The organism is Lentzea jiangxiensis, from assembly GCF_900104175.1.
Classification (GTDB): domain Bacteria; phylum Actinomycetota; class Actinomycetes; order Mycobacteriales; family Pseudonocardiaceae; genus Lentzea; species Lentzea jiangxiensis.
This window is the reverse complement of the sequence record NZ_FNIX01000001.1, coordinates 354478-380951: the sequence shown is the minus strand read 5'-3', so window position 1 is coordinate 380951 and position 26474 is coordinate 354478. Positions and strand designations below refer to the sequence as shown.

Annotated in this window: 33 protein-coding genes and 1 tRNA gene; 18 read left to right on the top strand and 16 right to left on the bottom strand. The window is 68.9% G+C overall.

Annotation, left to right across the window (positions count from 1 at the left end; all coding sequences use genetic code 11):
* Position 1 precedes the first annotated feature (1 nt).
* The 10 genes from trpS to BLQ91_RS02000 form a co-directional block, all read right to left on the bottom strand.
* Complete coding sequence (trpS, locus tag BLQ91_RS02040) at positions 2–1039, bottom strand: tryptophan--tRNA ligase (RefSeq protein ID WP_090094827.1); 1038 nt, start codon at positions 1037–1039, stop codon at positions 2–4.
* A gap of 27 nt (positions 1040–1066) precedes the next feature.
* A complete protein-coding gene (locus tag BLQ91_RS40990; RefSeq protein ID WP_176959531.1) occupies positions 1067–1222 on the bottom strand; it encodes a hypothetical protein in 156 nt (51 codons plus the stop codon).
* 158 nt (positions 1223–1380) lie between these two features.
* A complete protein-coding gene (locus tag BLQ91_RS02035) occupies positions 1381–3903 on the bottom strand; it encodes a bifunctional FO biosynthesis protein CofGH (RefSeq protein ID WP_090094826.1) in 2523 nt (840 codons plus the stop codon).
* Positions 3904–3964: 61 nt separating this feature from the next.
* Entirely contained in the window at positions 3965–5623 is a 1659-nt protein-coding gene (locus BLQ91_RS02030; RefSeq protein WP_090094825.1) for a TIGR03767 family metallophosphoesterase, read from the bottom strand.
* Positions 5624–5690: 67 nt separating this feature from the next.
* Positions 5691–6068: a HepT-like ribonuclease domain-containing protein gene (locus tag BLQ91_RS43570; RefSeq protein ID WP_342670602.1), complete on the bottom strand. Its 378-nt coding sequence runs from the start codon at positions 6066–6068 to the stop codon at positions 5691–5693.
* Positions 6069–6081: 13 nt separating this feature from the next.
* On the bottom strand, positions 6082–6378 hold the full coding sequence (locus BLQ91_RS02020; RefSeq protein WP_245732986.1) for a nucleotidyltransferase family protein: 297 nt from the start codon (positions 6376–6378) through the stop codon (positions 6082–6084).
* 61 nt (positions 6379–6439) lie between these two features.
* Complete coding sequence (locus tag BLQ91_RS02015; protein ID WP_090094824.1) at positions 6440–7234, bottom strand: exodeoxyribonuclease III; 795 nt, start codon at positions 7232–7234, stop codon at positions 6440–6442.
* 11 nt (positions 7235–7245) lie between these two features.
* The gene (locus tag BLQ91_RS02010; RefSeq protein WP_090094823.1) at positions 7246–7464 is read right to left on the bottom strand and encodes a hypothetical protein; all 219 of its coding nucleotides are present in this window, start codon (positions 7462–7464) and stop codon (positions 7246–7248) included.
* A 10-nt stretch (positions 7465–7474) separates the two neighbouring features.
* On the bottom strand, positions 7475–7756 hold the full coding sequence (locus BLQ91_RS02005) for an SH3 domain-containing protein (protein WP_143022487.1): 282 nt from the start codon (positions 7754–7756) through the stop codon (positions 7475–7477).
* 198 nt (positions 7757–7954) lie between these two features.
* The gene (locus BLQ91_RS02000) at positions 7955–9178 is read right to left on the bottom strand and encodes an NADP-dependent isocitrate dehydrogenase (RefSeq protein WP_090094821.1); all 1224 of its coding nucleotides are present in this window, start codon (positions 9176–9178) and stop codon (positions 7955–7957) included.
* Between the two features lie 260 nt (positions 9179–9438).
* On the opposite strand from BLQ91_RS02000, the gene BLQ91_RS01995 reads away from it, so the two are divergent.
* From BLQ91_RS01995 to BLQ91_RS01970, 6 genes are all read left to right on the top strand, one after another.
* Positions 9439–10245, top strand: a complete 807-nt coding sequence (locus BLQ91_RS01995; RefSeq protein WP_090094820.1) for a metal-dependent hydrolase — start codon at positions 9439–9441, stop codon at positions 10243–10245.
* A 78-nt stretch (positions 10246–10323) separates the two neighbouring features.
* Positions 10324–10839 (top strand): hypothetical protein, encoded by a 516-nt coding sequence (locus tag BLQ91_RS01990; RefSeq protein ID WP_143022486.1) that lies wholly within the window; start codon positions 10324–10326, stop codon positions 10837–10839.
* Complete coding sequence (locus BLQ91_RS01985) at positions 10836–11318, top strand: hypothetical protein (RefSeq protein ID WP_245732985.1); 483 nt, start codon at positions 10836–10838, stop codon at positions 11316–11318. Before BLQ91_RS01990 ends, BLQ91_RS01985 begins: the two co-directional genes overlap by 4 nt.
* Positions 11319–11328: 10 nt before the next feature.
* On the top strand, positions 11329–12273 hold the full coding sequence (locus BLQ91_RS01980; RefSeq protein ID WP_090094818.1) for a ribose-phosphate diphosphokinase: 945 nt from the start codon (positions 11329–11331) through the stop codon (positions 12271–12273).
* 62 nt (positions 12274–12335) lie between these two features.
* Positions 12336–13451 carry an XRE family transcriptional regulator gene (locus tag BLQ91_RS01975; RefSeq protein ID WP_245732984.1) on the top strand — a complete coding sequence of 372 codons (1116 nt, stop codon included), beginning with the start codon at positions 12336–12338 and terminating at the stop codon, positions 13449–13451.
* Positions 13448–14017: a PIN domain-containing protein gene (locus BLQ91_RS01970; protein WP_090094816.1), complete on the top strand. Its 570-nt coding sequence runs from the start codon at positions 13448–13450 to the stop codon at positions 14015–14017. The genes BLQ91_RS01975 and BLQ91_RS01970 overlap by 4 nt, the downstream gene beginning before the upstream one ends.
* Before the next feature lies 1 nt (position 14018).
* Here the strand turns inward: BLQ91_RS01970 and BLQ91_RS41975 are convergent, their stop codons facing one another.
* Positions 14019–14282, bottom strand: a complete 264-nt coding sequence (locus BLQ91_RS41975; protein WP_218130138.1) for a hypothetical protein — start codon at positions 14280–14282, stop codon at positions 14019–14021.
* 13 nt (positions 14283–14295) lie between these two features.
* Between BLQ91_RS41975 and BLQ91_RS01960 the strand changes: the two genes are divergently transcribed.
* Positions 14296–14556, top strand: coding sequence for a hypothetical protein (locus BLQ91_RS01960; RefSeq protein ID WP_090094815.1), 261 nt, complete (start codon positions 14296–14298; stop codon positions 14554–14556).
* Positions 14557–14560: 4 nt separating this feature from the next.
* Here BLQ91_RS01960 and BLQ91_RS01955 read toward each other — a convergent pair whose 3' ends face one another.
* The 3 genes from BLQ91_RS01955 to BLQ91_RS40985 all read right to left on the bottom strand — a co-directional run bounded on the left by BLQ91_RS01955 (position 14561) and on the right by BLQ91_RS40985 (position 15513).
* Positions 14561–14896, bottom strand: a complete 336-nt coding sequence (locus BLQ91_RS01955) for a nitroreductase/quinone reductase family protein (RefSeq protein WP_090094814.1) — start codon at positions 14894–14896, stop codon at positions 14561–14563.
* Between the two features lie 66 nt (positions 14897–14962).
* On the bottom strand, positions 14963–15223 hold the full coding sequence (locus tag BLQ91_RS01950) for a Prokaryotic metallothionein (protein ID WP_090094813.1): 261 nt from the start codon (positions 15221–15223) through the stop codon (positions 14963–14965).
* A 216-nt stretch (positions 15224–15439) separates the two neighbouring features.
* Positions 15440–15513: transfer RNA gene (locus tag BLQ91_RS40985), tRNA-Pro, on the bottom strand.
* A 106-nt stretch (positions 15514–15619) separates the two neighbouring features.
* Between BLQ91_RS40985 and BLQ91_RS01945 the strand changes: the two genes are divergently transcribed.
* The 10 genes from BLQ91_RS01945 to BLQ91_RS01900 all read left to right on the top strand — a co-directional run bounded on the left by BLQ91_RS01945 (position 15620) and on the right by BLQ91_RS01900 (position 23962).
* The gene (locus tag BLQ91_RS01945; RefSeq protein WP_090094812.1) at positions 15620–16732 is read left to right on the top strand and encodes a J domain-containing protein; all 1113 of its coding nucleotides are present in this window, start codon (positions 15620–15622) and stop codon (positions 16730–16732) included.
* A gap of 166 nt (positions 16733–16898) precedes the next feature.
* Positions 16899–17543: an RICIN domain-containing protein gene (locus BLQ91_RS01940; protein WP_176959530.1), complete on the top strand. Its 645-nt coding sequence runs from the start codon at positions 16899–16901 to the stop codon at positions 17541–17543.
* A gap of 167 nt (positions 17544–17710) precedes the next feature.
* Entirely contained in the window at positions 17711–18277 is a 567-nt protein-coding gene (locus tag BLQ91_RS01935; protein WP_090094810.1) for an HhH-GPD-type base excision DNA repair protein, read from the top strand.
* 105 nt (positions 18278–18382) lie between these two features.
* The gene (locus BLQ91_RS01930) at positions 18383–19285 is read left to right on the top strand and encodes an esterase-like activity of phytase family protein (protein ID WP_245732983.1); all 903 of its coding nucleotides are present in this window, start codon (positions 18383–18385) and stop codon (positions 19283–19285) included.
* A gap of 39 nt (positions 19286–19324) precedes the next feature.
* A complete protein-coding gene (locus BLQ91_RS01925; protein WP_143022484.1) occupies positions 19325–20701 on the top strand; it encodes a serine/threonine-protein kinase in 1377 nt (458 codons plus the stop codon).
* A gap of 111 nt (positions 20702–20812) precedes the next feature.
* Positions 20813–21523: an ABC transporter permease gene (locus BLQ91_RS01920; RefSeq protein WP_245732982.1), complete on the top strand. Its 711-nt coding sequence runs from the start codon at positions 20813–20815 to the stop codon at positions 21521–21523.
* A complete protein-coding gene (locus BLQ91_RS01915) occupies positions 21516–22313 on the top strand; it encodes an ABC transporter permease (RefSeq protein ID WP_090094808.1) in 798 nt (265 codons plus the stop codon). The genes BLQ91_RS01920 and BLQ91_RS01915 overlap by 8 nt, the downstream gene beginning before the upstream one ends.
* Positions 22310–23281: an ABC transporter ATP-binding protein gene (locus BLQ91_RS01910; RefSeq protein WP_090094807.1), complete on the top strand. Its 972-nt coding sequence runs from the start codon at positions 22310–22312 to the stop codon at positions 23279–23281. The genes BLQ91_RS01915 and BLQ91_RS01910 overlap by 4 nt, the downstream gene beginning before the upstream one ends.
* A 45-nt stretch (positions 23282–23326) precedes the next feature.
* Positions 23327–23674 carry a hypothetical protein gene (locus BLQ91_RS01905; RefSeq protein ID WP_143022483.1) on the top strand — a complete coding sequence of 116 codons (348 nt, stop codon included), beginning with the start codon at positions 23327–23329 and terminating at the stop codon, positions 23672–23674.
* Positions 23675–23770: 96 nt separating this feature from the next.
* The gene (locus tag BLQ91_RS01900) at positions 23771–23962 is read left to right on the top strand and encodes a DUF1918 domain-containing protein (protein ID WP_090094805.1); all 192 of its coding nucleotides are present in this window, start codon (positions 23771–23773) and stop codon (positions 23960–23962) included.
* Here BLQ91_RS01900 and BLQ91_RS01895 read toward each other — a convergent pair.
* Together BLQ91_RS01895 and BLQ91_RS01890 are read right to left on the bottom strand one after the other, a co-directional pair.
* Positions 23959–24774 (bottom strand): inositol monophosphatase family protein, encoded by an 816-nt coding sequence (locus tag BLQ91_RS01895; protein WP_090094804.1) that lies wholly within the window; start codon positions 24772–24774, stop codon positions 23959–23961. The two genes, BLQ91_RS01900 and BLQ91_RS01895, sit on opposite strands and share 4 nt — an antisense overlap.
* Positions 24775–24797: 23 nt before the next feature.
* Positions 24798–25778, bottom strand: a complete 981-nt coding sequence (locus BLQ91_RS01890) for a malate dehydrogenase (RefSeq protein WP_090094803.1) — start codon at positions 25776–25778, stop codon at positions 24798–24800.
* Positions 25779–25870: 92 nt separating this feature from the next.
* On the opposite strand from BLQ91_RS01890, the gene BLQ91_RS01885 reads away from it, so the two are divergent.
* Positions 25871–26470, top strand: coding sequence for a pentapeptide repeat-containing protein (locus BLQ91_RS01885; protein ID WP_245732974.1), 600 nt, complete (start codon positions 25871–25873; stop codon positions 26468–26470).
* Positions 26471–26474: the final 4 nt, after the last annotated feature.

The following is a 26474-nucleotide window of genomic DNA, read 5'->3' as shown; positions in this document are numbered from 1 at the left end:
ACTACTCGGGCAGAACAAAGCCGATCTTGTCGTACGTGCGGCGCAGCGTGCCGGCGGCGACCTCGCGGGCGCGTTCGGCACCGCGGGCCAGGATCTTGTCCAGCGACGCCACGTCGTCGAGGTACGTCTTCACGCGCTGCTGGACCGGCGTGACCCACTCGGTGAAGACCTCGCCCAGGTCCTTCTTCAGGTCGCCGTAGCCCTTGCCGTCGTAGTCGGCGACCAGCGACTCGACCGTGCGGCCGGTCAGCGCCGAGTAGATCGTCAGCAGGTTCGACACACCCGGCTTGTTCTCGGCGTCGAATAGGATCTCGCGGCCCGTGTCGGTGACGGCGGAGCGGATCTTCTTGGCCGAGCGCTTCGGGTCCTCCAGCAGCTCCACGACACCGCCGGGCACCGACTTGCTCATCTTCGAGGTCGGGTCCTGCAGGTCGAAGATCTTGGCCGTGTCCTTGACGATGTACGGCTCTGGCAGGCGGAACGTCTTGCCGTAGCGGGAGTTGAAGCGCGTCGCGAGGTCGCGCGTCAGCTCCAGGTGCTGGCGCTGGTCCTCGCCGACCGGCACGTAGTGCGCCTGGTACAGCAGGATGTCCGCGGCCTGCAGGATCGGGTACGTGAACAGGCCCACGCCGACGGACTGCTCCTGGCGCGCGGACTTGTCCTTGAACTGCGTCATCCGCGACGCCTCGCCGAACCCGGTCAGGCACTGCATGACCCAGCCGAGCTGGGCGTGCTCCGGGACGTGGGACTGGACGAACAGCGTCGCGCGGTCCGGGTCGATGCCCAGGGCGAGCAGCTGCGCGGCCGAGACGCGCGTGTTCTGGCGCAGGACCTTCGGGTCCTGCTCCACGGTGATCGCGTGCAGGTCGACGACGCAGTAGAACGCGTCGTGCGCCTCCTGCAGGGCCACCCACTGCCGCACCGCACCCAGGTAGTTGCCGAGGTGGAACGACCCGGCCGTCGGCTGGATGCCGGACAGGACGCGGGGGCGCTTGGCGGGCGCGGTGACACCTTCTGCGGGCGCGTTCTCCGTGGACACGGACGAAATCTTCTCAGACCGGGTGGATCAGTTCTGCGCGGTGTCCTGCTGCAGCAGGTCGATGCGCTGGTTGGCCGCGATGACCGGGGCCGGCTTGCGGCGCTTCACCAGGCCGTACACCAGACCGCCGACGCCGGCGGTGACCGCGATCAGACCCACGGGACCCGCAGCGGTACCGGTCATGCTGCTCTCAACCGCAGCGCTCAGTACCAGACTCATGCCGTGCACTCGCCGAGCCTCCCCAAGGCACAGACCCACCCCGGAAGGGTGAACCTTGCTGACTGATTGGCCGCCAAGCTACCGAAGGCCGGTAGCGTCGATGCGCCGAATCAGACTATCGGTCACGGATGATCGGTTCGCACTCGCCCATATGTCGTAGTCCGCTGACGGGCGTTACGCCCTGCGAGCGAAGCCAGGGTCTCCAGCTCACGCACAGTGCGCGCGGACCCGTGCTCGGACCCTGCCATGCGGCTGATGGTCTCCTCCATCAACGTGCCGCCGATGTCGTTCGCACCCCCGTTGAGGATCTCCGCGGTGCCCTCGTCGCCGAGCTTGACCCAGGAGCACTGGATGTTGTCGATCCGCCCGTGCAACGCCAGCCGCGCGAACGCGTGCACGGCGCGGTTGTCGCGGCGGCTCGGGCCCGGGCGGGCGACTCCCGCCAGGTAGATCGGGGCGTTGCGGTGCACGAACGGCAGCGCGACGAACTCGGTGAGCCCGCCGGTGCGGTCCTGGAGCCGCGCGAGGACGCGGAAGTGCGTGAGCCAGTGGCCGGGGTGGTCGACGTGGCCGTACATCATCGTGCTCGACGAGCGGATGCCCAGCTCGTGCGCGGTGCCGACGACGTCGAGCCAGGTCGCGGTGGGCAACTTGCCCTTGGTGAGCACCCAGCGCACGTCGTCGTCGAGGATCTCGGCCGCCGTGCCGGGAATGGTGCCGAGGCCGGCCTCCTTGAGCTCGGTCAGCCACTCGCGGACGCTCACGCCGGCCTTCGCGGCGGCGGAGACGATCTCCATCGGGCTGAAGGCGTGGACGTGCATGTCCGGCAGGCGCTTCTTGATGGCGCGCACCACGTCGGCGTAGTACGTCACCGGCAGCTTGGGGTCGATGCCGCCCTGCATGCAGACCTCGGTGGCGCCTTCGTCCCACGCCTCCTGCGCGCGGTCGGCGACCTCCTCGGCGCTCAGCCGGAACGCGTCCGCGTCGCGCTCCCGCTGGGCGAAGGCGCAGAAGCGGCAGCCGACGTAGCAGACGTTGGAGAAGTTGATGTTCCGGTTGACGACGTAGGTGACGTCGTCGCCCACCACCTCCCGCCTCAGGTCGTCGGCGAGACGGGTCATCTCTTCGAGTGCCTCGCCGTCGGCGGTGAGGAGCGCCATCGCGGCGTCGGTGTCGTCGAGCAACGCCGCCGGGTCGTTCGCGGCGATCTTCAGTCCACGTTGGACGTCTTCGGAGAGCCGTTGCGGCGCAACGGGGATCTTCAGTTCGTCCCAGTCGCCGTAGACCTCGTCGAAGTCGCCGCGGCGGTCGCCCGTGCGGCCCTCGGTGTCGATCGCGGTGTTGAGGTCCGCCCGGCCGAACGTGTCGAGCCCGCCGTCCGGCTCCTGCCACTCGCGGCCGGCGACCTCCGCGTCCGGGTTCGCGAGCCCGCTTTCCAGCGCCAGCGCGGAAACGTGCGCGGTGAGCCTCGTGTCGATCCACTGCCCCGCCGCCGCGCGGACGTACCGCGGGTAGACGTTCAGCCGCTCCCGCAAGGAGAAACCGGCTTCGCGCGTGATGTCGGCGAGCTTGTCGACCTGAGGCCACGGCTTCTCGGGGTTGACGTGGTCCGGCGTGATCGGCGAGACGCCGCCCCAGTCGTCGACGCCCGCCCGCAGCATCAGGTCGAACTCACCGCCGACCAGGTTCGGCGGTGCCTGCACGCTCACGGTGGACGGCATCACCAGGCGTGCCACGGCGATGGTGGCCGCGAGCTCGGTCAGGTCGGCGTCGGGCATGCCGCGCATCGCCGTGTCCGGCTTGGCGCGGAAGTTCTGGATGATGACTTCCTGGATGTGCCCGTACTGCTTCGCGACCTGGCGCATCGCGAGCAGCGACTCGGCGCGCTCGGTTAGGTTCTCACCGATGCCGATGAGGATCCCGGTGGTGAACGGGACGTTCACGCGGCCGGCGTCGGTGAGGACGCGCAGCCGGACGGCGGGGTCCTTGTCCGGGCTGCCGTAGTGCGGGCCGCCCTTCTCGCTCCACAGCCGCTCCGCCGTGGTCTCGAGCATCATCCCCATGCTCGACGCGACGGGGCGCAGCCGCGTCAGCTCCTCCCAGCTCAGCACACCGGGGTTCAGGTGCGGCAGCAGTCCCGTCTCCTCCAGCACCGCGATGGCGCTCGCCCGCACGTAGTCCAATGTGGACTCGTAGCCGCGGGCGTCCAGCCACTCCTTCGCGGCGGGCCAGCGGTCCTCCGGCCGGTCCCCCAGCGTGAAGAGCGCTTCCTTGCACCCCTGCGCGGCTCCCGCGCGCGCGATCGCCAGCACCTCGTCGCGTTCGAGGAACGCGGCGGGCAGCTTGTGCGGCACGGTCGCGAACGTGCAGTAGTGGCACCGGTCCCGGCACAACCGGGTCAGCGGGATGAACACCGACCGGCTGTACGTGACGACCCCGGGACGCCCCTCCGCGAGCAGGTGGGCGTCCCGCACCTTCCCGGCCGCGGTGAGCAGCGCGGCGAGGTCGTCCTCGCGCGCGTGCAGCAGCACAGCGGCCTCGGTCGCGTCGAGCACGGCACCGTCGGCGGCCCTGCGCAGCGCACGCCGCATGGCCGCCGCACTCGGACGGGGCTGCGGTGAGGTTAGCGAGATGTCCACTGCCACGTAAACGACCTTAGGCCGCCAGAATTCCTGATCACCCCGCACCCGTTGTGGGACATCCCACTCAGCGGACGGCCACGAGCAGCTCGGTGTTGCGGTCGAGCGGCGTTCCCAGCGGGTCCGTCCGCGAGTGGATGTCGTTGTAGGTGAACTCCCGGCACAGGCTCGCGAGGGCCGCGTCACTGCGGTCGTCGTAGTCCACCCGGTACGGCGCTTCCGCCTCCAGCAACGTCGTGAACAGCGACAACGTGCCGTCCCCGTTGTCCGCGACCTCGATGACGCGGGCGTGCTGCGGGTAGTCGACGTGCGCGGCCGTGTTGATCTCCCAGAAGCTCCTGGACGGCGTGGCGTGCCGGTGCGGCGTGATCACGTTGCGGTGCGTGTGCCCGTTGACCCACGCCAGCACGTTCGGGAACCGGTGCAGCAGGTTCACCAGCGCGTTGCCGTTCATGCGCGGGTCCAGAGGGCGGCGCTTGTCCGGCAGGACGTTGCCCATCGTCGTGCTCGTGTGGTGGCTGAAGAGCACGAACAGCTCGTCGGTGACGTTCTGCCGTTGCGGCAGGCCGAGCCAGTCGTAGTAGAGCGAACTGTTGCGCTTGAGCGTCTTCTCGATCCAGTTGAGCTGGTGCAGCCCGATGGACCCCGTGGAGAACCCTGCGAGGTTCGTGGTGTCCATGCTGATACCGGTCACTCCGGGCGCCATGCGGAACGTGTAGAAGACGTCCACACCATCCGCGTTGGCGTCCGTGTACCCGTGCCCACCCGTCGGCAGATGCTTGCGCACGTACTCACCGGTGTCGAACAGCCTGCGACGGTCATCGGGCGTCACGGTGCGGACGATGCCGCTCGTGGCGAGGATGGCCATCGCCTCCGGGATCGCCGCGGGGTCGTGGAACGCCCGTGCGACCTTCGCGTTCTGCACGGGATCGCCGAACCCGACGATCTTCTTGCGCCCGGTGTACCAGCTGTCGAGCAGCCCGTCCGGCAGCGCGCCGACCACGCTGTCGTCGTGGTTGCCGATCGTGGCGTACCAGGGGATGTCCAGCCCGGGGCTGGTGAACGTGCGCACGGCCGCGTCCAGCAACCCGCCGAGCTGCGGGAAGCCCTTCGCCTTGTAATCGTCCGCGCCGCTGAGGTCCGGCTGCCAGAACGTGCTGATGCCCGCGTTCTGCACCCCCTCGTACCTGGGGTCGCCGGTGTTGGGCGTGATGCTGCCGCCGTTGAGGACCGCCAGGAACCAGTCGAGCTCGATGCTCTCGTGGTTGTCGGTGTTGTCGCCGGTCGTCATGAGGAAGTCGAAGGGCCTGCCGGTCAGCGGCCCGTTCCTGACGGCGTTGACCCGCTTGACCAGTGCCGTCGAACCCTGCGTCGTCAGCGCTTCCTGCGGCCGGTGCGCGCTGGAGCCCATGATCGGGTGCAGGTACTCGAACCGCAGCGGGCTCTGGGCGTCGCAGATGTGCATGTCGCTGAACTGCACGAAGCTGGTGAGCGCCCGCCTGCGTGCTTCCCGGTTCGGCTTGGCCGCGACGAGGTCACCGCGCACGACCGCGGGCCAGCCCGGCCCTGCCTGGAGCCTGCGGTAACCGCTGGTGCCAACGGGTGTGGCCGTCGTTTCGAGCGTGGTGCCCGCCGTGGACGCAAACGCTTGGCGGTCGAGGAGTGGAACGCCCGCGACGCCCATGCCCATCGCCAGGAGGAACGAACGCCGGTTGAAGCCTGTCATGCCGCCCCCGATTCATGGATGGTGAATCGTGTTCATGTTCAGGGAGCGGGTGGGTGGAATCGAGGGGTCAGGCGGGTGACCGGAGCGATAAAGGCTGCTCGGACTGGATCAGTCGGAGCAGCCGCCGTTGCTCAGCCGAGTCCGGCGAGCAGCTGGCGCAGCCGCTCCTCCAGCTGCGGCCTCTTCTCGGTGAGCACTTGCCACACGAGAGCGTCGTCCGCACTGGCACAACCGTGGATGAGGCGGAAGGCGACGATGCGAGCCAGACGCGGTATCGAGGCCGCGAGCTCAGGAAGACCTTCGACAGGTTGTTGAGCGCCTCGCCGATGATCTCGAACTGGCGCTCGACGACGGACCGGAGCATCGCGTCAGCGAGGTAGTCCGCGAACGACTTGCCGGCGCCGAACTGGCTCAGCAGTTCGGCAGCGCGCAGGGCGTCCCACAAATACGCCCGAGGGTCACGCCGCGTACAGGTTTTCCTTGGTTTGCATGACCTGCTCGCGGAAGTAGGGGTTGCGGATGCTGCCGTTGACCACGAGGTCGACAGGCCTGGCCAGAATCCGCTCCAACCCCTCTTTCAGGGCGAAGTAGCTGCCGAAGTGGTCGAAGTCGTCCGCCGTGCCGAAGTCGACGAGGATGTCCACGTCGCTGGTCACCACGTCGAACGAATCGCCGACCGCCGATCCGAACAGGTCGAGCGTGCGAACACCCAGCGCCCGGCACAGCTCCTCGATCTCAGCCAGCTTCGCCGCCACGAACTCGTGCACCCCCGTCACCTCCTCTGGGTCACGATCGTGCGCGATCCCGGGTACCGGTTCAGTCCGAGTAGACAACCGTGACCGGCGCGTGGTCCGACCAGCGCTCCTCATAGGTCGCCGCCCGCTCCACCACGGCCGACGTGGCCCGACCGGCCAGCCCGTCCGTCGCGACGTGGTAGTCGATCCGCCACCCGGAGTCGTTGTCGAAGGCCTTCCCCCGGTACGACCACCACGAGTAGGGCCCGGCCACATCGGGGTGCAGCGACCGCACCACGTCGTTGTACCCGGAGGCGAACACCGAGGTCATCCACTCCCGCTCGTAGGGGAGGAACCCGGCCTCCTTCTGGTTCGTCCTCCAGTTCTTCAGGTCGGCCTGCTGGTGCGCGATGTTCCAGTCACCGCACACGAGCACCTCGCGCCCGGACACGGCCGCCTTCTCCCGCAGCGACACCAGGTACGGCAGGAAGGCCGCCATGAACCGGTCTTTCTCGTCCTGCTTCTCGGTGCCGACGTCACCGGACGGCAGGTACAGCGAGGCGACGACGACGCCGGGCAGTTCGATCTCGACGTACCGGCCGCTCGACTCGAACTCCGAGGCGCCGAAGCCCACGCGGACCGAGGTCGGTTCGGCGCGCGACACGATGCCGACGCCGGCGCGGCCTTTCAGAGAAGAAGGCGCGTACACGGCGTGCCACCCGGGAGGCGAGTGCAGTTCCGCGCTCAGTTCCGACGGTTCGGCGCGCACCTCCTGCAGGCAGACCACGTCAGCCGCGGACGCGGCGAGCCAGGAGAGGTAGCCCTTCTTCGCGGCGGCGCGCAGGCCGTTGACGTTGACCGTGGAGACCGTGAGCACGAACGCGGAGCTTACTGGGAGGCCAGGCCCCAGGGCTTCGGGTACTCGGCGTCGCAGCGGGCGCAGTGCGCGGTCAGGTCCAGGTAGCCGACGATCGTGGCCATCTCGTCGCGGGGCAGCGCGAGCCGGCGCTCACCGTCGATCTTGGTGTACAGGCCCTGCCACTCGGGGTCGCAGGAGCACTGCGTGACGCCCTTGGCCCTGCCCCACCGGAACATGTTGCGCAGCATGCGCGCGAGTTTACTTGCAGGTGGAGTCGCTGGTCAGCGCCACGAACTGCTGGCTGACCCACCGGCGGTCGCCCAGCATGCGGTAGCCGTTCTCGACGCGGGGCCGGGCCTCGGTCACCGCGTCACGCGGCATCGTGGAGACGATCGGCTGCATGTCGCCGGGTCCCGAGCGGACGTTGAGGATGTCCGCGGTCACCGTGATCTTGCAGATCTCGTCGGCCCTGGCGCTGTCCATCGGACTGCCGCCGTTCGCCGCGTACAGCACCCCGGCGACGCCCAGCACCCCAATCACGATCAATCCCCTGACCGGAACACCGAACATGACGCCTCCCGAACCCGCGAACCGCTTCCAGCAGCAGATATAGCGGCAAGAAGACGCCAGTGGACGCCGAGGCGCGGCAACCACCCGCAAGAGGAACCGACCGGGTGACGTGCGACGAGAAAGGCCACCCCGGCGTGACCGGGGTGGCCTTTTTTCAGAGGACGGACGTCAGAACGACGCCATCTTCTTCTTGAGGTTCTCGTCGAGCGCGGCGAGGAAGTCCTCGGTGGTCAGCCACTCCTGGTCCTTGCTGATCAGCAGGGCCAGGTCCTTGGTCATCTGACCGGACTCGACCGTCTCGATGACGACCGACTCGAGCGCCTCGGCGAAGCGGATCACCTCGGGGGTGCCGTCCAGCTTGCCGCGGTGCATGAGGCCACGGGTCCACGCGAAGATCGAGGCGATCGGGTTCGTGGAGGTGGGCTTGCCGGCCTGGTGCTGGCGGTAGTGGCGCGTCACGGTGCCGTGCGCGGCTTCCGCCTCGACCGTCTTGCCGTCCGGCGTCATCAGGACCGACGTCATGAGGCCGAGCGAGCCGAAGCCCTGCGCGACCGTGTCGGACTGGACGTCACCGTCGTAGTTCTTGCACGCCCAGACGTAGCCGCCCTCCCACTTCATCGCGGCGGCGACCATGTCGTCGATCAGGCGGTGCTCGTAGGTGAGGCCCTTGGCGTCGAAGTCCGCCTTGAACTCCTCGTCGAACACGCGCTGGAAGATGTCCTTGAACTGGCCGTCGTAGGCCTTCAGGATCGTGTTCTTCGTGGACATGTAGACGGGGTAGCCCCGCTGCAGGCCGTAGGAGAACGAGGCGCGGGCGAAGTCCTCGATGGACTTGTTGTAGTTGTACATGCCCATCGCCACACCGCCCTCCGCCGGGAACTCGGTGACGACGTGCTCGATCGGGTCCGAGCCGTCCTCCGGCTGGAAGGTGATCGTGAGCTTGCCGGCGCCGGGCACCTTGAAGTTGGTGGCCTTGTACTGGTCACCGTGCGCGTGACGGCCGATGATGATCGGCTTCGTCCAGCCCGGGACCAGGCGCGGGACGTTCGAGATGATGATCGGCTCGCGGAAGACGACACCGCCGAGGATGTTGCGGATCGTGCCGTTCGGCGAGACCCACATCTTCTTGAGGCCGAACTCCTCGACGCGCGCCTCGTCCGGCGTGATCGTGGCGCACTTGACGCCGACGCCGTGCTTCTTGATGGCGTTCGCGGCGTCGATCGTGACCTGGTCGTCGGTGGCGTCCCGGTGCTCGATGCCCAGGTCGTAGTACTCCAGGGTGACGTCCAGGTACGGGTGGATCAGCTTGTCCTTGATGAACTGCCAGATGATCCGGGTCATCTCGTCGCCGTCGAGCTCGACGACGGTGCCCTGAACCTTGATCTTGCCCATAACTCCGGGCGCTCCTCTCGCGACGATGCAAGCAAGACAAGCGTACTGGTAGAACGCCCGCCTGTGCCTGCGACCCTGGTTACACCGGTTCAGCGCACCATAGTCCCCGCTTCGCGGCCCAGCAGCGGACGCGGTGCCTCCCCCACGGCCACCACGCCGGGTGCAACAGAACCGTCCTGGCGGACGTGTCGAGAAGCGAACCGGTTCGAACGTGCGAGCGACTACTGTTCACCGTTGAGTGATCATCGGGAGGGGCGCAAGTGTCCACTGGGCCAACACACGCGATGAGCGGGCTGCTCGCCTGGAGTGCCGTCACCGCACTAGCTTCCGCTCACCCGATCGGCCAGCTGACGCCGCAGAGCTGGGCCGTGGGGGCGGTTCTCGCCACCGGCGCGGCGCTCCTGCCCGACCTCGACCACCCCGGGGCGACCATCTCGCGCACGTTCGGAGCGTTGAGCAGCGGGCTTTCCGCGGGCATCAACGCGTTGAGCAGCTTCGTGTACCGCACGACGCGGTTGAAGAAGGATTCCAAGCGGGACGGCGGACATCGCGGTCTCACCCACACGCTCGTCTTCGCGCTGTTCGCCGCCGTCTTCACCACCGCGGTCGTGCAGAACAGCCAGAAGTGGGCGCTGCCGGTGCTGATGTTCGTGTTCGCCGGCCTGGCGGTGCGCGGCATCATGAACGACTGGTGCCCCAAGCAGGACGCGTTGCTGATCACGGTGGTGTCCGCGGGCATCACGTGGGCGATGATCGCCTGGACATCGCAGACGAACGCCTCCGCGGCGGCGTGCGGGATCGCGGTCGGCGTCGGGTGCTTCGCGCACTACGTCGGTGACGCGATCACCGAGCAGGGCTGCCCGATCCTGTGGCCCATCCCGATCATGGGCAAGACCTGGTACCCGGTGGCGCCACCCAAGATCATGCGGATGAAGACCGGCGGTGTGGTCGAGATGGCGATCGTCGGGCCGATCGTGACGATCCTGTCGATCTGGCTGGGGCTCGCGGCGTTGCAGGGCACGGGCGCGCTGCCGTTCCTGGACTGGGTGGACCTTCTTCCGATCTAGTCAACCCGGCGTCCATCTGCGCCTCATCCGATCGGCCTAGCCTCCACGGACCCCGGCCCGCCGTGTGGAGGTCCAGCCATGTCCGAAGCAGCCCGCAGACGCTTCCTCCGGGGAGCGGGCGCGCTGGGTGTGGCGGGCCGCGCGTGGGCGTCGCACGGCGGCCTCGTCGATGATCCCCGGTTCGAGGTCCGCGCATCCGGGCGAACGGAGATGATGGGCGGGCGTCCGCGCGTGCGGCGTGGTTCCGACGTGACGGTGCTGATCAAGGCACGTCCCGCGAACCGGCCCACCAGCGCGGGGTTCGTGTCCAGGTTGCGCCGTTCGGACCTCATCAAGGACGCCGTCACGGGACGATCATCATCTGAGAAGTTGGCCACGCCACATGTGAAGGTCGAGCGATCCTGCGAGCCGCACTGGCACCATGCGGTCTTCACGCACACGTTCCGCAACGTCCGGGAGCCCTTCTACCTCCGGTTGCGCGGAACCGACGGCAACCGCGGCGCGTTCGACCCGCAGGCGGACGCACCGGGAGCCGCGAACCCGTGGGAGGACCTGTGGTGCTACCCCAACCCGATCTTCGTGGAGGTCAGGTGACCAGCACCTTCGTCGGCGTCGACGCCGGCTACGAGAACCGCTGGGAAGCGGAGAAGATCGCACTGGAGCTGCACGACACCGTGCTGACGACGGCCAGGACGGTCGTCGTGCACGAGGTCGACGGCCACCACGCGATGTCCTTCCTCGTACCCGTTGCCCCGTCCGACGCGGTGGTGAGCTCACTGGTCGCCCAGGGGTTCGGTGTCGCGGTGCGCAGTGCGTCCTCGGGACGCCTGGTGGGTCCGGAGGCGCTTCGAGCAGGCGCCTCCGCTGCTGCCGAGGCCCACCAGTACCGCCGCGAGGGGCGCGCTTTGCGGTTCCAGGGGCAACGGTCGTTGCGCGGCCGTCACGGCGTCTCGGACATTCTCGCGTTCACGGCCATCGAGGCCGTTCTGCCGCGTGGCACGCACACGGTCGACACGCGCGGGAACCTGACGCCGTTCTTCCGCGACGGCAAGCTGGTGCTGGTCGTCGACTAGGTTTCGGGGTGTGCGTGACATCGCTGTCTTCAGTGGTTCTGCCCATCCCGAACTCGCCGCCGAGATCTGCGGTCATCTCGGCGTCGACCTGTCGCCCAGCCGCCTGACCCGGTTCGCCAACGACTGCCTCGAGGTGCAGCTGCAGGCGAACTGCCGCGAACGGGACGTGTTCCTGATCCAGCCGCTGGTGCCGCCGGTGCAGGAACACCTCGTCGAGCTCCTGCTGATGCTGGACGCTGCCCGTGGCGCCTCCGCCGCGCGCACGACCGTCGTCCTGCCCCACTACGCCTACGCGCGTTCCGACAAGAAGGACGCGCCGCGGATCTCGATCGGCGGCCGCCTGGTCGCCGACCTGATGGTGGCCGCCGGGGCGTCGCGCGTGCTGGCGATGACACTGCACTCGCCGCAGGTGCACGGGTTCTTCTCGGTGCCCGTCGACCACCTGCACGCGTTGCGCGAGCTCGCCGCGCACTTCTCGCAGCACGACCTGTCCAACACCGTCGTCGTGTCGCCTGACCTGGGCAACGCCAAGGAGGCGGCGCACTTCGCGCGCATCCTCGGCCTGCCCGTGGCCGCGGGCGCCAAGCAGCGGTTCGCCGACGACAGGGTGCAGATCTCGACCGTGATCGGCGACGTGGCCGGACGCGACGTGATCGTGCTGGACGACGAGATCGCCAAGGGCTCGACCGTGATCGAACTGCTGGACAAGCTGCGCGAGCGCGGCGCCGGGTCGATCCGGGTCGCCTGCACGCACGGGCTGTTCTCGTCGGGTGCGCTGGAACGGCTGCAGGCGTTCGACGACGTGCTGGAGATCGTCGCCACGAACACCGTGCCGATCCCGGCGGAGAAGTCCGTGCCGAAGCTGCGGGTGCTGTCGATCGCGCCGGCGATGGCCGAGGCCATGCGCCGGATCAACGTCGGCGAGTCGGTGTCGACGCTGTTCGAGGCCCCCTGACGAACATCGTTCACCAGGTTGAGCACTGTCAGTCCGACCTGCGGTGTTCTATAATCGCACAAGTGACCGCAGTTGACAGCGAGTCCATGGGCAAGCGCATTGCCGACGCGCGCACCCGGACCGGCATGACCCAGGCGGGGCTCGCCGCTGCGATCGGGATCGACAGGTCTGCGCTGGCGAAGATCGAAAACGGCACGCGCCGCGTATCGGCCCTCGAACTCGCTCGCATCGCCGAAGCCACCCGCGAACGCATCGAGTGGTTCGTCCTGCAGGTTCCGGAAGCCATCGTGTCCCACCGGAACATGCAGGACCCCGGGGCCGAGAGCCCCGTGATCGACCGCATCGTCGAGACGTTCGCCTGGAACACCGAATTCCTCCTCAAGCACGACGACCGCCTGCGACTCGAGTCTCCGGGACCGCTCGCGAAGCCCGGGACCAACGACGAGGCGGAGCGAACGGCGCGAGAGGCGCGCAAGCTCATGGGGCTCGGCCCCTCGGAGCCGTTGCTGAACATCGTCGAAGCCGTGGCGAAGATCGGACTCTTCACACTCTCGCGCGACCTGGGTCCGGACGCGGCGGACGCTGCGTCGGTCCTGCTCGCCAGAGGTGGCGTCGCGGTGATCAACGGACACCTGCTGGTGGGGCGCCGGCGCCTGGCGTTGGCGCACGAACTGGGCCACTACTTGTTCGCGGACGAGTACACCGTCGACTGGCGCATCGCCGAGAAGGACGACGACAACGCTTGGGAATCGCGGCTGGACAGGTTCGCCCGCGCGGTGCTGCTCCCTGCGGACGGCTTGACCGAGGCCTGGCACACCGCGCGCAAGGACGGCGACCTGCGCACCACGGCGGTGAAGGTGGCGAGCAAGTTCCGGGTGGACATGTCGACGCTGTCGCGCCGTCTCGTGGAGACGGGCGTGCTCGGCACGCACGACGCGGCTTCGGTCCGGTCCGTCAGGACGACGAAGGCGGACATCATCGAGCTCAACCTGGTCACCAGGGACGAACTCGCCGCCACATCGCTCTCACTCGAGTACCAGCAGGCAGTGCTCCGCCTGTACAAGCAGGAGGTCATTTCGCCCGCGAGGGCGACGGAGTTGCTCTACGACACCTTGAACGAGGACGACCTGCCGCCACTCCCACCGCTCCCGGAGTCGGCCATCTGGGATTTCACGTGACGGTGACGAACGCCCCTGGAAGCGGGGCCGCCAAGGTCGAAACGTTGGTGTTCGACACCAGCCCTCTCCTCCACTTCACGCGGAACGACTGGCTGGGTGCGCTGAAGGCCGTCGTCGGGGACCGAGAGGCCTTGGTCCCCGACGTCGTGCTGGAGGAACTCAAGAGCTTCGCCGGCAGCGATGCCCGCGTGGAATCCGTGCTCACGGCGAGCTGGCTCAAGCACCGAGAACTTCGGACGCAGGCAGAGATCGATGCCTTCGCGGAGTTCTCGTCCCTCCTGGTCCGCGGAGATCGCAACAGGGGTGAGGCCGGCGTGCTCGCACTGGCGAAGGTCACCGGTGGTACCTCTGTGATCGACGACGGCGCCGGCCGGAAAGCCGCCAAGGCGAACGGCATCACGAACCGCCCCACCCTGGCGTTGTTGTGCGAAGCGATCCGCAGCGGATTGCTGACCCCGAAACTGGTTTCGGCGCTGGCCGATGATCTTCTGATCAGCCAGTACAGGCTGCCCTTCAAACTGGGCGGCTTCCAGGAGTGGGCAGAAGAGCAAGGACTCATCCCCTAGCTCACCTGAGGTGCGCGAGTGCCGTGATCAGGCGGTCCCCGATGTCGTCCGGTCCCGGCATCTTGCGCACCACGGCTCGCTGGTGGGCGAGGCCGTGCAGTCCCAGCCACAACGCCACCGCGTCGCCGTGGAGGTCCTCGCTGGGGTGCGCGACGCCCTCGTCGCTGCGGGCCCAGCGGTTCGCCCCGGAGTCCCGGCGCCGCGCCGAGAAGCTGGTCGGCACGGCCTGGGCCACCGGGTTCGCCACGCTCGCCCTGGCGGTCACCGGCCTGAGCACGGTGTTCGAGAAACCAGAGCTGCAGACCGTGCTCTGGCCCGCCGGCTCCACCATCGTGGTCGGCCTGATCTACCTCGCCGAGGGCGCCGTCCGCGGCAACGAGCTGCACTACAACCTGGGCACCTGGCTCGCCCTGGTCGCCGCCGCGACGCTGTTCGTGCCGGGAGCCGGCTTCTTCGGCGTGCTGGCCGTGCTGGGCGGCACCGCCTACCTGCTGGCCGCGTTCCTGGAGTCGCGCCGCCTCAACGCCTTGGCCGCCTGAGGCCTCAGAGCTGCACTCGCACCGTGACGCGACCCTTGTCGTCACGGTGCGATGTCGCATGTCCGGTCCGTTGCGCGCCATCGATTTCCAGCGTCAACGGCCCGCCCTCGCCGTTGAAGTTGCGCCACCACGTCTTGGCGTCCGGCATCATCACCCTGATGTCGACGACGTCGCCTTTGCGTTGGTAGCCAACGGGTGTGCTGAACGTGCGACCCGACTTGCGGCCCGTGTAGGTCACGACCGTGATGCCCCTGCGCACGAGCTTCCCGACGACCGGCGCGTCGCGGAGCCCCACGACCAGCCGGTTGACGCGGCCCACGACCGAACTCTTGAAGTTCATGCCCGCCAACGTATCCGAACGGGGCGTCGAGGCGCCGCCGCCCGTGCCGCCCGGCCCGCTCCCGGATCAGCCGGGGTGGGTGCCGACGGTGTCGCGGATCTGGGCGCCCAGGTCGGCCGAGCCCGACCGCGCGCAGTGGGCGCAGCAGAAGAACCTGCCCTCCACCTCCACGCCGTGCCCGATCACACGGCAGTCGCAGTGCTCGCAGCGGGGCGCGAGGAGCTGGATCGCGCACTCGAAGCTGTCGAACGTGTGCACGCCGCCACCGACGGTGCGCACCTCGAAGGTCATCCAGTACTCGTTGCCACAGACGTCACAGGTCGCCATGCGCGGAAGAGTGCGGCAGGTCCGCCCGGTCGGCAACTCGAACGCCGAGTCGCGCGACCGGCGTCTTCGGGGCCATCACCCGATAGGCGTCCTCGTCGAGGTGCACGCCGAGCCAGCCGCGGTGACCGACGCGAGTGCTTCCACCGCACCGTCCCGCGGCCGCACGCACACCCTCCACAAAGGACGGACAGAGCGAGCGCGGGACATCCCGGAGAGCGGGACCGGCCGGATTCGAACCGGCGTTCTCCCTCCGTCCCGGAGGGCGCGTCGACCACTGCGCTACAGGCCCCATCGCCACCGCGACACCCACACTAGACGGCGGAGTGCGGGCCGTATGCCCGGCGAAAGTGTTGGACCCAATAAGGTTCACGGACCAACCTCGGACTGGACGGTGTCGTGCCAGGGATCGACTACTACGAGTTGCTCGGTGTGACCCGGGGCGCCAGCGCCTCGGAGATCAAGTCGGCTTACCGCTCGCTCGCCAAGGTCATGCACCCCGACGCGGGTGGGACGTCCGGCGGCTTCCGCCTGCTCCAGGAGGCCTACGAGACGCTCAAGGACCCGGTCCGGCGCGCCGACTACGACCGCCCCGCCGCGCCACCGCCCCCGGTCCGCCCACCCGCACGCCCGCGACCTCGCCGAACAGGTCACACGGGCCGGCTGCGCGACTTCGGCGACGACCCGAACTACACGGCGCCACGCCCCCGCGTCGACCTCGGTTCGATGGACTGGTGGCACCGCATCGACCTCGGCCAGCGGGTCCGCTACGTGCCCGCCACGGGCCTCGGGCACGCCCCCGCCGCCGCCGCGATCGGCGGGTGGCTCGTCCTGCTGATCCCGTTGACGATGACCCTGTCACCGCTCCTGCTGGCCATCTGGCTACCCCTGGTCGCGGCCGCCGGTTACGGGGCATTCCGGTTGGCACGCCGCTACCTGGCCCTCGCCAGGGTCGAACGGGCGTTCGCCGGGGAGTACGACGGGAACACCATCTTCGGCCGTCCGGGTGAAAACAGACGCGAACGGCTGACCGCCGGCCTGCTCACGGAGTACCTGACGCAACTACCGGGCGTGCGCATCTTCCACGGCCTCTCCTGGCCCGGCTCGGTGTTCGCCGACGTCGACCACGCCCTGCTGTGCGGACGCCGCCTCGTCCTGATCGAGTCGAAGTCGTGGCTGCCCGGCCACTACTACTGCGACGAGGACGGCGAGCTCTGGCGCAACGGCCACCCGTTCCGCGGCGGCGCCTCCCAACTCCTCGACAGCATCGACCGCTTCGCCGAGCTCCTGCCGTGGCTCGAGATCCGCGGCGCCGTGATCGTCTACCCGAGCCGCGCCGGCGAGGTCACGTGCGACGACGACCTCGACTTCGACGTGCCGCCGATGACGCCGGAGCAGTTCGTGCGCGAAATCGGCGACTGGCTGGCCGACGACCCGGCCACGGTCGACCGCGAGGCGTTGCGCGCCCTGGTGCGCCAAGTCGTCTCCGAAGTGCGCGTGGCCGGCGCGTGACTCGTTTCGCCCCCCACGAATTGCGGTCGAATCGAGTCGAAAAGGCTCTTGACGGGCGACTTGCGGCCTGAAAGATTATCGTTGTTCCTGGGGGAGCAAGAGCATGAGCGTCGGGGGACGCCCTCCCATGGACTTTTTTCGGTCACGCAATCATGGGGGACTTCACGTGAAGAACGTCATTCGCAGAGTTTCTGTTGCCGTCGCGGCCGCCGCCGCCCTGATGTCGATCGCGGTCGCGCCCTCCTCGGCCGCGCCGAAGTTCGAGCCGTACGACCTGCCGAACGTGGGCACGCAGGCGCAGGCCAAGGCCGCCGCCGTCGGCGAGGCCATCTGGACCGCCATCATCCCGAAGACGACGGACGTCAACTACGGCGCGAGCGTCGACCGCTGCGCCGACATCGCGTGGAACTCCGTGGACAACGGCGCCCGCGCCATCCTGTTCGACTGCTACGGCACGAACAACCAGAAGTGGGCGCCCATCTGGGTCGCCGGCACGGGCACCCAGTACGGCACGGCGATGTTCATCAACGCCAACTCCGGCAAGTGCCTCGACCTGGCCAGCGGCTCGGCGGCCAACGGCGCCCACGTGATCCAGTGGAACTGCCACAACGGCCCGAACCAGCAGTGGGAGGTCGTCCTGCCCACCGGCGCGGACCCGGCCACCTACGACGGCCCGATCCTGTTCAAGAACCGCGCCACCGGCAAGTGCCTCGACACGGACAACGGCGGCATCGCCAACGGCACCGGTTTCCTGCAGTGGGACTGCCACGGCAACCCGAACCAGCTGTTCTCGCTCTACAAGTGGATCTAATCATCTGAAGTACACCTGAAATGGCCGCCCGCGCATTTCCGCGGGCGGCCATCCGCCATTTCCACACGAGCCCGTCCGACGATCCGAAAATTTCGCCCGGACGGGCTTTCGGCCGTCCGTTCCGGTTCGGCGGAGCACCGCGCCGGACCGCGTGCGAGGATTTCGCCATGACCCGCACGGTGTGCCTAGCGCAGAACCCCGAAGCGGACGCACTCCTCGCGTCGGACATGTTCGCCCTGCTCCTCGGCATGATGCTCGATCAACAGATCCCGATGGAGAAGGCGTTCTCCGGCCCCAAGGTCCTCGCCGACCGCATGGGCGGCCTGGACGTGCACCGCATCGCCGAGGCCGGCCCCGAGGAGTTCGCCGCCGTCATGGCCACGCCGCCCGCCGTGCACCGGTTCCCCGGTTCCATGGCCAAGCGGGTGCAGGCGCTGTCGCGGTTCGTCGTCGAGACCTACGACGGGGACGTCGCGCGGATCTGGGCGGACGGGAACGGGACCGCGGTGTTCAAGCGGCTCAAGGCGTTGCCGGGGTTCGGGGACCAGAAGGCCCGGATCTTCCTCGCCCTTCTGGGCAAGCAGTTCGGCGTCACGCCTGCCGGGTGGCGGGAGGCGGCCGGGCACTACGGCGAGGACGGAAGCCGTCGTAGCGTGGCTGACGTGACGGACCAGAAGTCGCTGCTCGAGGTGCGCGACTTCAAGAAGGCCGCGAAGGCCGCCGCCAAGAAGTAGCCCTGCCGGTCGCGCTCTGGTGCACTGGATGCACGCCGCCTGCTCATACGGGGTACCACCCCCGTGGGAGAAGGGGCGTCTGCGTTGCGCATCAAGGCGATTGGCGTGTTCACGGTCGTCGTGCTCGCTGTGGCGAGCGGTCCGGTGGAGGCCGCCACGACGTGGCCCGGTGACTCGGCGACCAGGGCCGCTGACGGCACGAACGTGTTCGGCGGGAACCTAAGCGGGTTGTCGTTCGAGAGTTCCGGGGTGGTGTGGGCGGTGAAGAACGGGCCGTCCACGCTCTACCGCCTCGTACCGGGCAGCGGTGGCACGTGGGAGGTGGACCGGGAGCGGTCGTTGCGCTTCGCGGACGGGCAGGGCGATCCCGACGCGGAGGGTGTCGTCAGCACGCCGGAGGGGTTGTTCGTCGTCACAGAACGGGACAACGACAACGGTGACGTGAGCTCGCCGGTGGTGTTGGAGGTCGGCAGCGGCACGGTGGCCGAGTGGGGGCTGCCGGGCATGCCGCCGGTGGATCCCAACGACGGGCCCGAGGCGATCTCGTGGATCCCGGACTCCTACCTGACTGCGCAGGAGTTCAGGGACGACACCGGGAAGCTCTACGACCCGGCCGACTACCCCTCGCACGGGACGGGGTTGTTCGCGATCGGGCTGGAGGCGACCGGCGGGATCTTCCTCTACGCGCTGCGGGACGGCGGCGCCGAGCTCGTCTCGGAGTTCGCCGGCGGGCAGGCGCGGGTGATGGACCTGGAGTGGGAGGGGACGCGGCTCTGGGCCACGTGCGACAACCACTGCAGCGGCAGGGCCACGACTCTCGCAGTCGTCGACGGCGAGTTCGAGGTGACGGCGACGTACGACCGGCCTTCCAGGCTGCCGAACGTGAACCTCGAAGGCTTTGCCATCTCGCCAAGCTGCGTCAACGGCAAGAAGGTCGTGCTCTGGGCGGACGACGACAACACGAGCGGTCACGCCCTGCGCAGTGGTGCGTTGAGCTGCACGGTCTAACCGCCGGGGTTGTCGGGGTGCGGAGTTAGGCTGCCGCGCGTGACCGCACCCCACATCCCCGGCCTGACGGAGCTGAGACCTCTGGGAGCGGGCGGATTCGCCACCGTCTACACGGCCCACCAGGCGCAGCTCGGTCGTGACGTCGCCGTCAAGATCGACAACCGGGTGCTCGTCGACGAGCGCGACCGCAGGCGGTTCCTGCGCGAGGCGCAGGCGGCGGCCAAGCTGTCGGGCCACCCGCACGTCGTCGGGGTGCACGACGCGAACATCACCGGTCACGGCACGCCGTACATCGTCATGGAGCTGTGCACCGGCGGGTCGCTCGCCGACCAGCTCGACGCGCGCGGGCCGTTGCCTCCCGAGCGGGTCCGCGACCTCGGCATCAAGCTCGCGGACGCGCTGGCGGCGGCGCACGCGGAAGGCGTGCTGCACCGGGACATCAAGCCCGCCAACATCCTCGTCGACCGCTACGGCACGCCGAAGCTGGCCGACTTCGGGCTCGCGGCGCTGCTGGACGCGCAGGGCGGCAGCACGGTCACGCGGGACGCCCTGAGCCCCAGCTACGCGCCGCCCGAGGCGTTCGCGATGGCCGAGCCGACGCCGCAGGCCGACGTGTACTCGCTCGCCGCCACGCTCTACACGCTGCTCGCGGGCAAGCCGCCGCGGCCGGTGCCGTGGCCGATCACGAGCTTCGACCAGCTCGGCGAGGTCCTGCGCCGGCCGGTGCCCGCGGTGCCGGGGGTGCCGGCCGCGCTGCACGAGGCAATGGCGCGGGCGTTGCACCCGGACGCGAACCTGCGCACGCCGAGCGCGGCGCAGCTCCGCGACGAGCTGGTCGACCCGATGCGGCTGCCCACCGTGCCGGTTCCTCCCCCGCCGGGGCGCAGGCCGTGGCCCCTGGTCGCGGCGGCCGCGGGGCTCGTCGCCGTGGTCGTGGCGGGCGTGCTCATCTGGAACCCCTTCGGAGGCCGGGACCAGAAGACCGCCCAGGGCGCCGGACCGTCGACGACGCAGCCGGGCGGTGCGGAGGACATCCCGCCGTTCCTCAAGAAGTGCGATGCCGGGTTCTGCGTGGACCAGTCGACCTGCTTCCGCGGCATCACCACCATCGGTGGAATGCCCGCCGTCGCGCGCAAGGTCGGCAGCTGCGCGAACGAGCACTACTGGGAGGCGTTCGGCGGCGGCTGGCTGTCCGGGGACATCCCGGCGGTCGACTCCGACGAGCTGCTGGCCTCGGCCGAGGTCAAGGACGTCTGCACGCCCGCGTTGATGAAGGCGAGCACGAGGCCGACCGTCGACACCACCGGCTGGGAGATGGCCGCGGTCGGGTTCAAGGACGGCACCCGCAACTACTTCCTGTGCCTCGGCGCGGAGCCGGGTGCGGGCGAGGTGGTCACCAGCGCGTTCGGCAGCTGAGAAATCCACTTGCGACGGTCACTAACGTAGACCGACGTGCGTGTTCACGCCGATTTGATCATTGCCGGATTCCGAAGGTACTCGACCTACCGACAAGCGATGCTGGCCGGGATGACCGCGAACGTGGTCTTCGGCATGCTGCGGGTCGCCATCCTCGCCGCCGCGCTCGAGGCGGCGGACGGCGAGATCGCGGACTACGACATCGCTGCAACCAACACGTACGTCTGGATCGGGCAGGGGCTGCTCGGGTTCGTCCTGCTGTGGGGGACCAACGAGCTCGCCGAGCGCGTGCGATCCGGTGACGTCGTCGTCGACCTGTACCGGCCCTGGCACCTGCAGAGCGCCATGCTCGCGCAGGACCTCGGCCGCGGCGGTTTCGCGTTCCTGACCAGGCTCGCGCCGCCGATGGTGTTCGGCGTGCTGCTGTTCCCGTTCCAGTTCCCGGCGAGCTCCGCGCAGTGGCCGCTGTTCCTGGTCAGCGCGGTGCTCGCGCTGGTGGTCAGCTTCGCGTGCCGGTTCCTGGTCGACGCCAGCGCGTTCTGGCTGCTGGACAACCGGGGGCTGTACGGGTTCTGGAACGTCACGTCCGGCCTGCTGTGCGGGCTCACCGTGCCGGTCTCGTTCTTCCCCGGGTGGGCTCGGGACGTGCTGTGGCTGACCCCGTTCCCGGCGTTGATGCAGGCGCCGATCGACGTGTTCCTCGGGCACGGCGACGTGACGGGAGTCCTTCTGCACCAGCTGTTCTGGGCCGTGGCGCTGCTCGGGGCCGGTCACCTGGTCCTGCAGCGCGCGGTGCGCAAGGTGGTGGTCCAGGGTGGCTGACACCGTCTACCCGAGGCTCATCGGCGCACGGCTGAGAAGCCAGATGTCCTACCGCGCGTCGTTCGCGCTCGACCTCGCCACGCAGGCGCTGGCGCAATGGGTCGAGCTGGTCGTCATCCTCGTGCTGTTCAGCCACGTCAACGCGCTCGGTGGGTTCTCCAAAGAAGAAGTGCTGCTGATGTACGCGTTCGCGGGCATCGCGTTCGGCATCGCCGACCTCTTCGCCGGGCAGCTCGACAACCTGCCGACGTACATCCGCGCCGGCACCTTCGACGTGCTGCTGCTGAGGCCGCTCGGGACGTTGCCGCAGATCATGGTGTCGGACGTCCGCCTGCGCAGGATCGGGCGCATCGCCGGCGCGCTCGCCGTGATGGTCTACGCGCTGGCGCAGGTCAGCGTCGTCTGGACACCGGCGAAGGTCGCGCTGGCCATCGCCACACCGCTGGCCGGTGCGGTGATCTTCAGCGCGATCTGGGTGGTGACGTGCTCGGTGTGCTTCTGGATCGTGGAGGGCCGCGAGTTCGCCAACGCCTTCACCTACGGCAGCGGCGCCTTCACCTCGTACCCGGTCAACGTCTACTCCGCCCCGCTGCGGTGGGTGATGGCGTTCATCGTGCCGGGGGCGTTCGTCGCGTACTACCCGAGCCTCGCGCTGCTCGGGAAGCAGGACCCGCTCGGCCTTCCCGGCTGGGTCGGCTGGACGTCACCGCTCGTCGCGGCGCTCGCGGCGGGGGTCGCCGCGCTGGTGTGGCGGTTCGCGGTCAGGCACTACCGGGGGACGGGATCATGATCGAGGTCAGGGAGCTCCGCAGGGAGTTCAGGATCGCCACGTCGAAGGGCTTGCGGCGCAACCACAAGACCGTCACGGCGGTCGACGGCGTCACGTTCGACGTGCGGGCCGGTGAGGCGGTCGGGTACGTCGGGCCGAACGGCGCGGGCAAGTCCACGACGATCAAGATGCTGACCGGGATCCTCGTGCCGACCAGCGGTCACCTCAGGGTCGGCGGTGTCGACCCGTCGAGGCAGCGGCGCGATCTCGCGCGCCGCATCGGCGTCGTGTTCGGCCAGCGCAGCCAGCTGTGGTGGGACCTGCCGCTGCAGGACAGCTTCGACCTGCTCAGGTCCATCTACCGGGTGCCGGCGCAGGACTACCGGACGCGGCTCGACGAGTGCGTCGAGCTGCTCGGCCTGCAGGAGACGCTGCTCACCCCGGTGCGGCAGCTCTCGCTGGGCCAGCGGATGCGGGGCGAGATCACCGCGGCTCTCCTGCACGCACCCGAGCTGCTGGTGCTCGACGAGCCGACGATCGGCCTCGACCTCGAGTCCAAGGAACGCCTCCGGGAGTTCCTGGCGGACATCAACACCCGCCGCGGCACCACTCTGCTGCTCACCACGCACGACCTGGACGACATCGAACGCCTCTGCCCGCGGCTGATGGTGATCGACCACGGCCGGGTGCTCGCCGACGGCCCGCTCGACGAGCTGCGCGCCGAGGTGACCCCGGAGCGCGAGCTCGTGATCGACCTCCGGGAACCGGGACCGGCGCCGGACGTCCCAGGAGTGACGGCGGTGCGCAGCGAGGCGGGCGGATTGCGACACCACCTCACGTTCAGGAGAGCGGAGACGACGGCGGCGCAGTTGATCACCCAGGTGGTGCGGCAGGTGGAGGTCCACGACCTCGCCGTCGTGGAGCCGGAGATCGACGACGTCATCCGGAAGCTCTACCAACGGCAACTGGACCAAGACGCACATCGGTAGAGTCATCGGTAACACAAACGGACACTTCGGGCAGAAGGAGAGCGAATGCGCCTAGTTGGAACGCTGGCAGCAGCCGTCATCGCGTTGGGCAGCCTGACGGCCTGCGACACGCTCCAGGGCGTCAGCAACACCGCGGACAAGGTGAAGCTGTGCGCCGACGCGGTCCAGCTGGTGGGGTTCTCACCGGACCTGAGCGACCCGCAGAAGGCGCTGGAGGACACCCAGGCCAAGGCGAAGGAGCTCGAGACCCTCGCGAACTCCGCACCGGACGAGCAGGTGAAGAAGGCTCTCCAGGAAGCGGCCAACGGCATGCAGAACGTCAACTCCGCGGCGGACTGGGTGCAGCAGAAGGCCGACCTCGTCGCGAAGGTCTCCGCGGCCTGCGGCGGATGAGCCCTTGAGGCCCTGTTGCGCGTCTCCGGTGTCGGCCTAGGCTTTGACGCATCCAGCGCCATGCCTCACGCCGCACACCGGAGGTGTTGCAGCACCATGCAAGCAACAGTGGGTGACAGGCTCCACGTCCACAGCCGTTCCATCGGCCTCGAGGAGCGCCTCGGCGAGATCCTCGAAGTGCGCGGGAACGACGGACATCCGCCGTACCTCGTCCGCTTCAACGACGGGCACGAGGGTCTGGTCTTCCCCGGCCCCGACTGCATCGTCGAGCCGAGAGGGTCGGTCTAACCCCCGAGCACGGTCGCGATCAGCTCCTCGGCCAGCTGAGGAGTCGCTGCCGCCACGCCTGACCACCGGTGGGTCAGGTCGGGTTCGAACGTGAACGGCCGCCCGCGCAGGTCGACCAGCACCCCGCCCGCCGCGGGCACGGTGACCAGCGCCGTCGCGAGGTCCATGATCCGGTGCGTGTCGCTGCCCGGATCGATGAAGGCGTCCACGGTGCCTTCCGCGACGAGCATGGTCTCCAGGCAGGTCGTGCACAGCACCCGGATGCGGTCGGCGCGGTTCGCGACGCGCAGCCACGCGTCCTGAGTGCCCTTCTTGGGGCGCATCAGGCACACCGACGCGCCGTCGAGCGACGTGCGCCCGGTGGTGCGGAACGACGTCGGCACTCCTGCGCGCGCATGCCACGCACGGCCCGTGTCGAACCACGTCGTGAGGGCTTCTTTTGCCGTGCCGTCTTCCACGAGCGCACCGGCGAAGCACGAGAGAGGGACGCCGAACGCGGCGTTCGCGGACCCGTCGACCGGATCGATCACGAGGGTGATCGAGGAGCCGTTGTCGACGAACCCGGCTTCCTCGGACAGCAGGTTCACGCGACTGCGGTGGATGGACTCCAGGATCGCGTCCTCGACGATGCGGTCGACGCGCATCGTCGGTGTTCCGTCGGCGCCGTCCGCGACTTCCTCGCGGAGTTCGAGGCGCGTGTGCAGGGATCGGGCACGCCCGTACGCCGCCGACGCCGCACGGGCGGCGTCAGCGAGCGCGGGGTGCACTTCGTCGGAGAGCTGTGGCCGGGGAACGTCCCAAGGGATCAGCACGTTCCCACCCTGCCACGTGGAACTCAGATCAGGCCGAGAGCCTTCACCGCGTCGCGCTCCTCGACCAGCTCGGCGACCGAGGCGTCGATGCGGGCGCGGGAGAACTCGTCGATCTCCAGGCCCTGGATGATCTCGTAGGAACCACCCGAGGTGCGCACGGGGAACGACGAGATGATGCCCTCGGGCACGCCGTACGAACCGTCCGACGGGATGGCCATCGAGGTCCACTCGGTGCCGTTGACCCAGTCGTAGACGTGGTCGATGGCGGCGTTCGCGGCCGAAGCGGCCGACGAGGCGCCACGGGCCTCGATGATCGCCGCACCGCGCTTGGCGACGGTCGGGATGAAGTCGTTCTCGAGCCAGGCCTGGTCGTTCACGGCCTCGGCGGCGGTCTTGCCGCCCACCTCGGCGTGGAACAGGTCCGGGTACTGGGTGGCCGAGTGGTTGCCCCAGATCGTCATGTTCTGGATGTCCGTGACCGCGACGCCCAGCTTCTTGGCGAGCTGCGACAGGGCGCGGTTGTGGTCCAGGCGGGTCATCGCGGTGAAGCGCTCGCGCGGGACGTCCGGCGCGTGCTGCTGGGCGATGAGGGCGTTGGTGTTGGCCGGGTTGCCGACCACGAGCACCTTCACGTCGTCCGCGGCACCGGCGTTGATCGCCTCGCCCTGCGGCTTGAAGATGCCGCCGTTGGCCTCGAGCAGGTCGCCGCGCTCCATGCCCTTGGTGCGGGGGCGGGCGCCGACGAGCAGGGCCACGTTCACGCCGTCGAACGCGGTCTTCGCGTCGTCGGTGATCGTGATGCCCTTGAGCAGCGGGAAGGCGCAGTCGTCGAGCTCCATCGCGGTGCCCTCGGCGGCCTTCAGCGCCGGGGTGATCTCCAGCAGCCGCAGGTTGACCGGGGTGTCCGGGCCGAGCAGGTGACCGGAGGCGATGCGGAAGAGCAGTGCGTAGCCGATCTGGCCGGCTGCACCGGTGACAGTGACGTTCACGGGCGTGCGGGTCATGAGCCTTCCCGAATGACGGTCCTCGTTGACGTCGGGCAGGTCGCCCGGCGTCCCGCACGTTACCAACACGTGGACTCTGCCAAAGTGTGAGAGTGGACAACCTGCTCGAAGAGGTCGCGGAGGACTACTCCGACGCCAACCTGCACGGACAGCACTGGGAGAAGCGCTCTTTCACCGACTGCGACTTCACCGAGGCCGATCTCCGCGAACTCGTCACGACGGGGTGCACGTTCACCCGGTGCGACTTCACCCGGACGGATCTCGGCGAGTCGAAGCACCAGGCGACGGCGTTCCGGCAGTGCACCTTCGACCGCACGGTGCTCACCCGCTCGACGTTCAGCTCGTGCAGCCTCATGGGTTCGAACTTCGTCGACTGCGTGCTGCGCCCCATCACCTTCACCGAGGTCGACTTCACGCTGGCGTCGTTCGTGAAGGCACCGCTGCACGGCATGAAGCTGGGCGGCCAGCGGTTCCGCGAGACGAACCTCAGCGAGGCGGACCTGCGCAACACCGACCTGGGTGGGGCGGACCTGGTGGGCGCCCGGCTGCTCGACGCGAAGCTCGAGGGCGCCGACCTGCGCGGGGCGCTGGTGGACGCCAACGGGCTGCGGCAGGCCAAGCTCGCCGGAGCCCTGATCGACGTCGACCAGGCGATCGCCTTCGCGGCCGCCTACGGGCTGGTGGTGTCGTGACTCG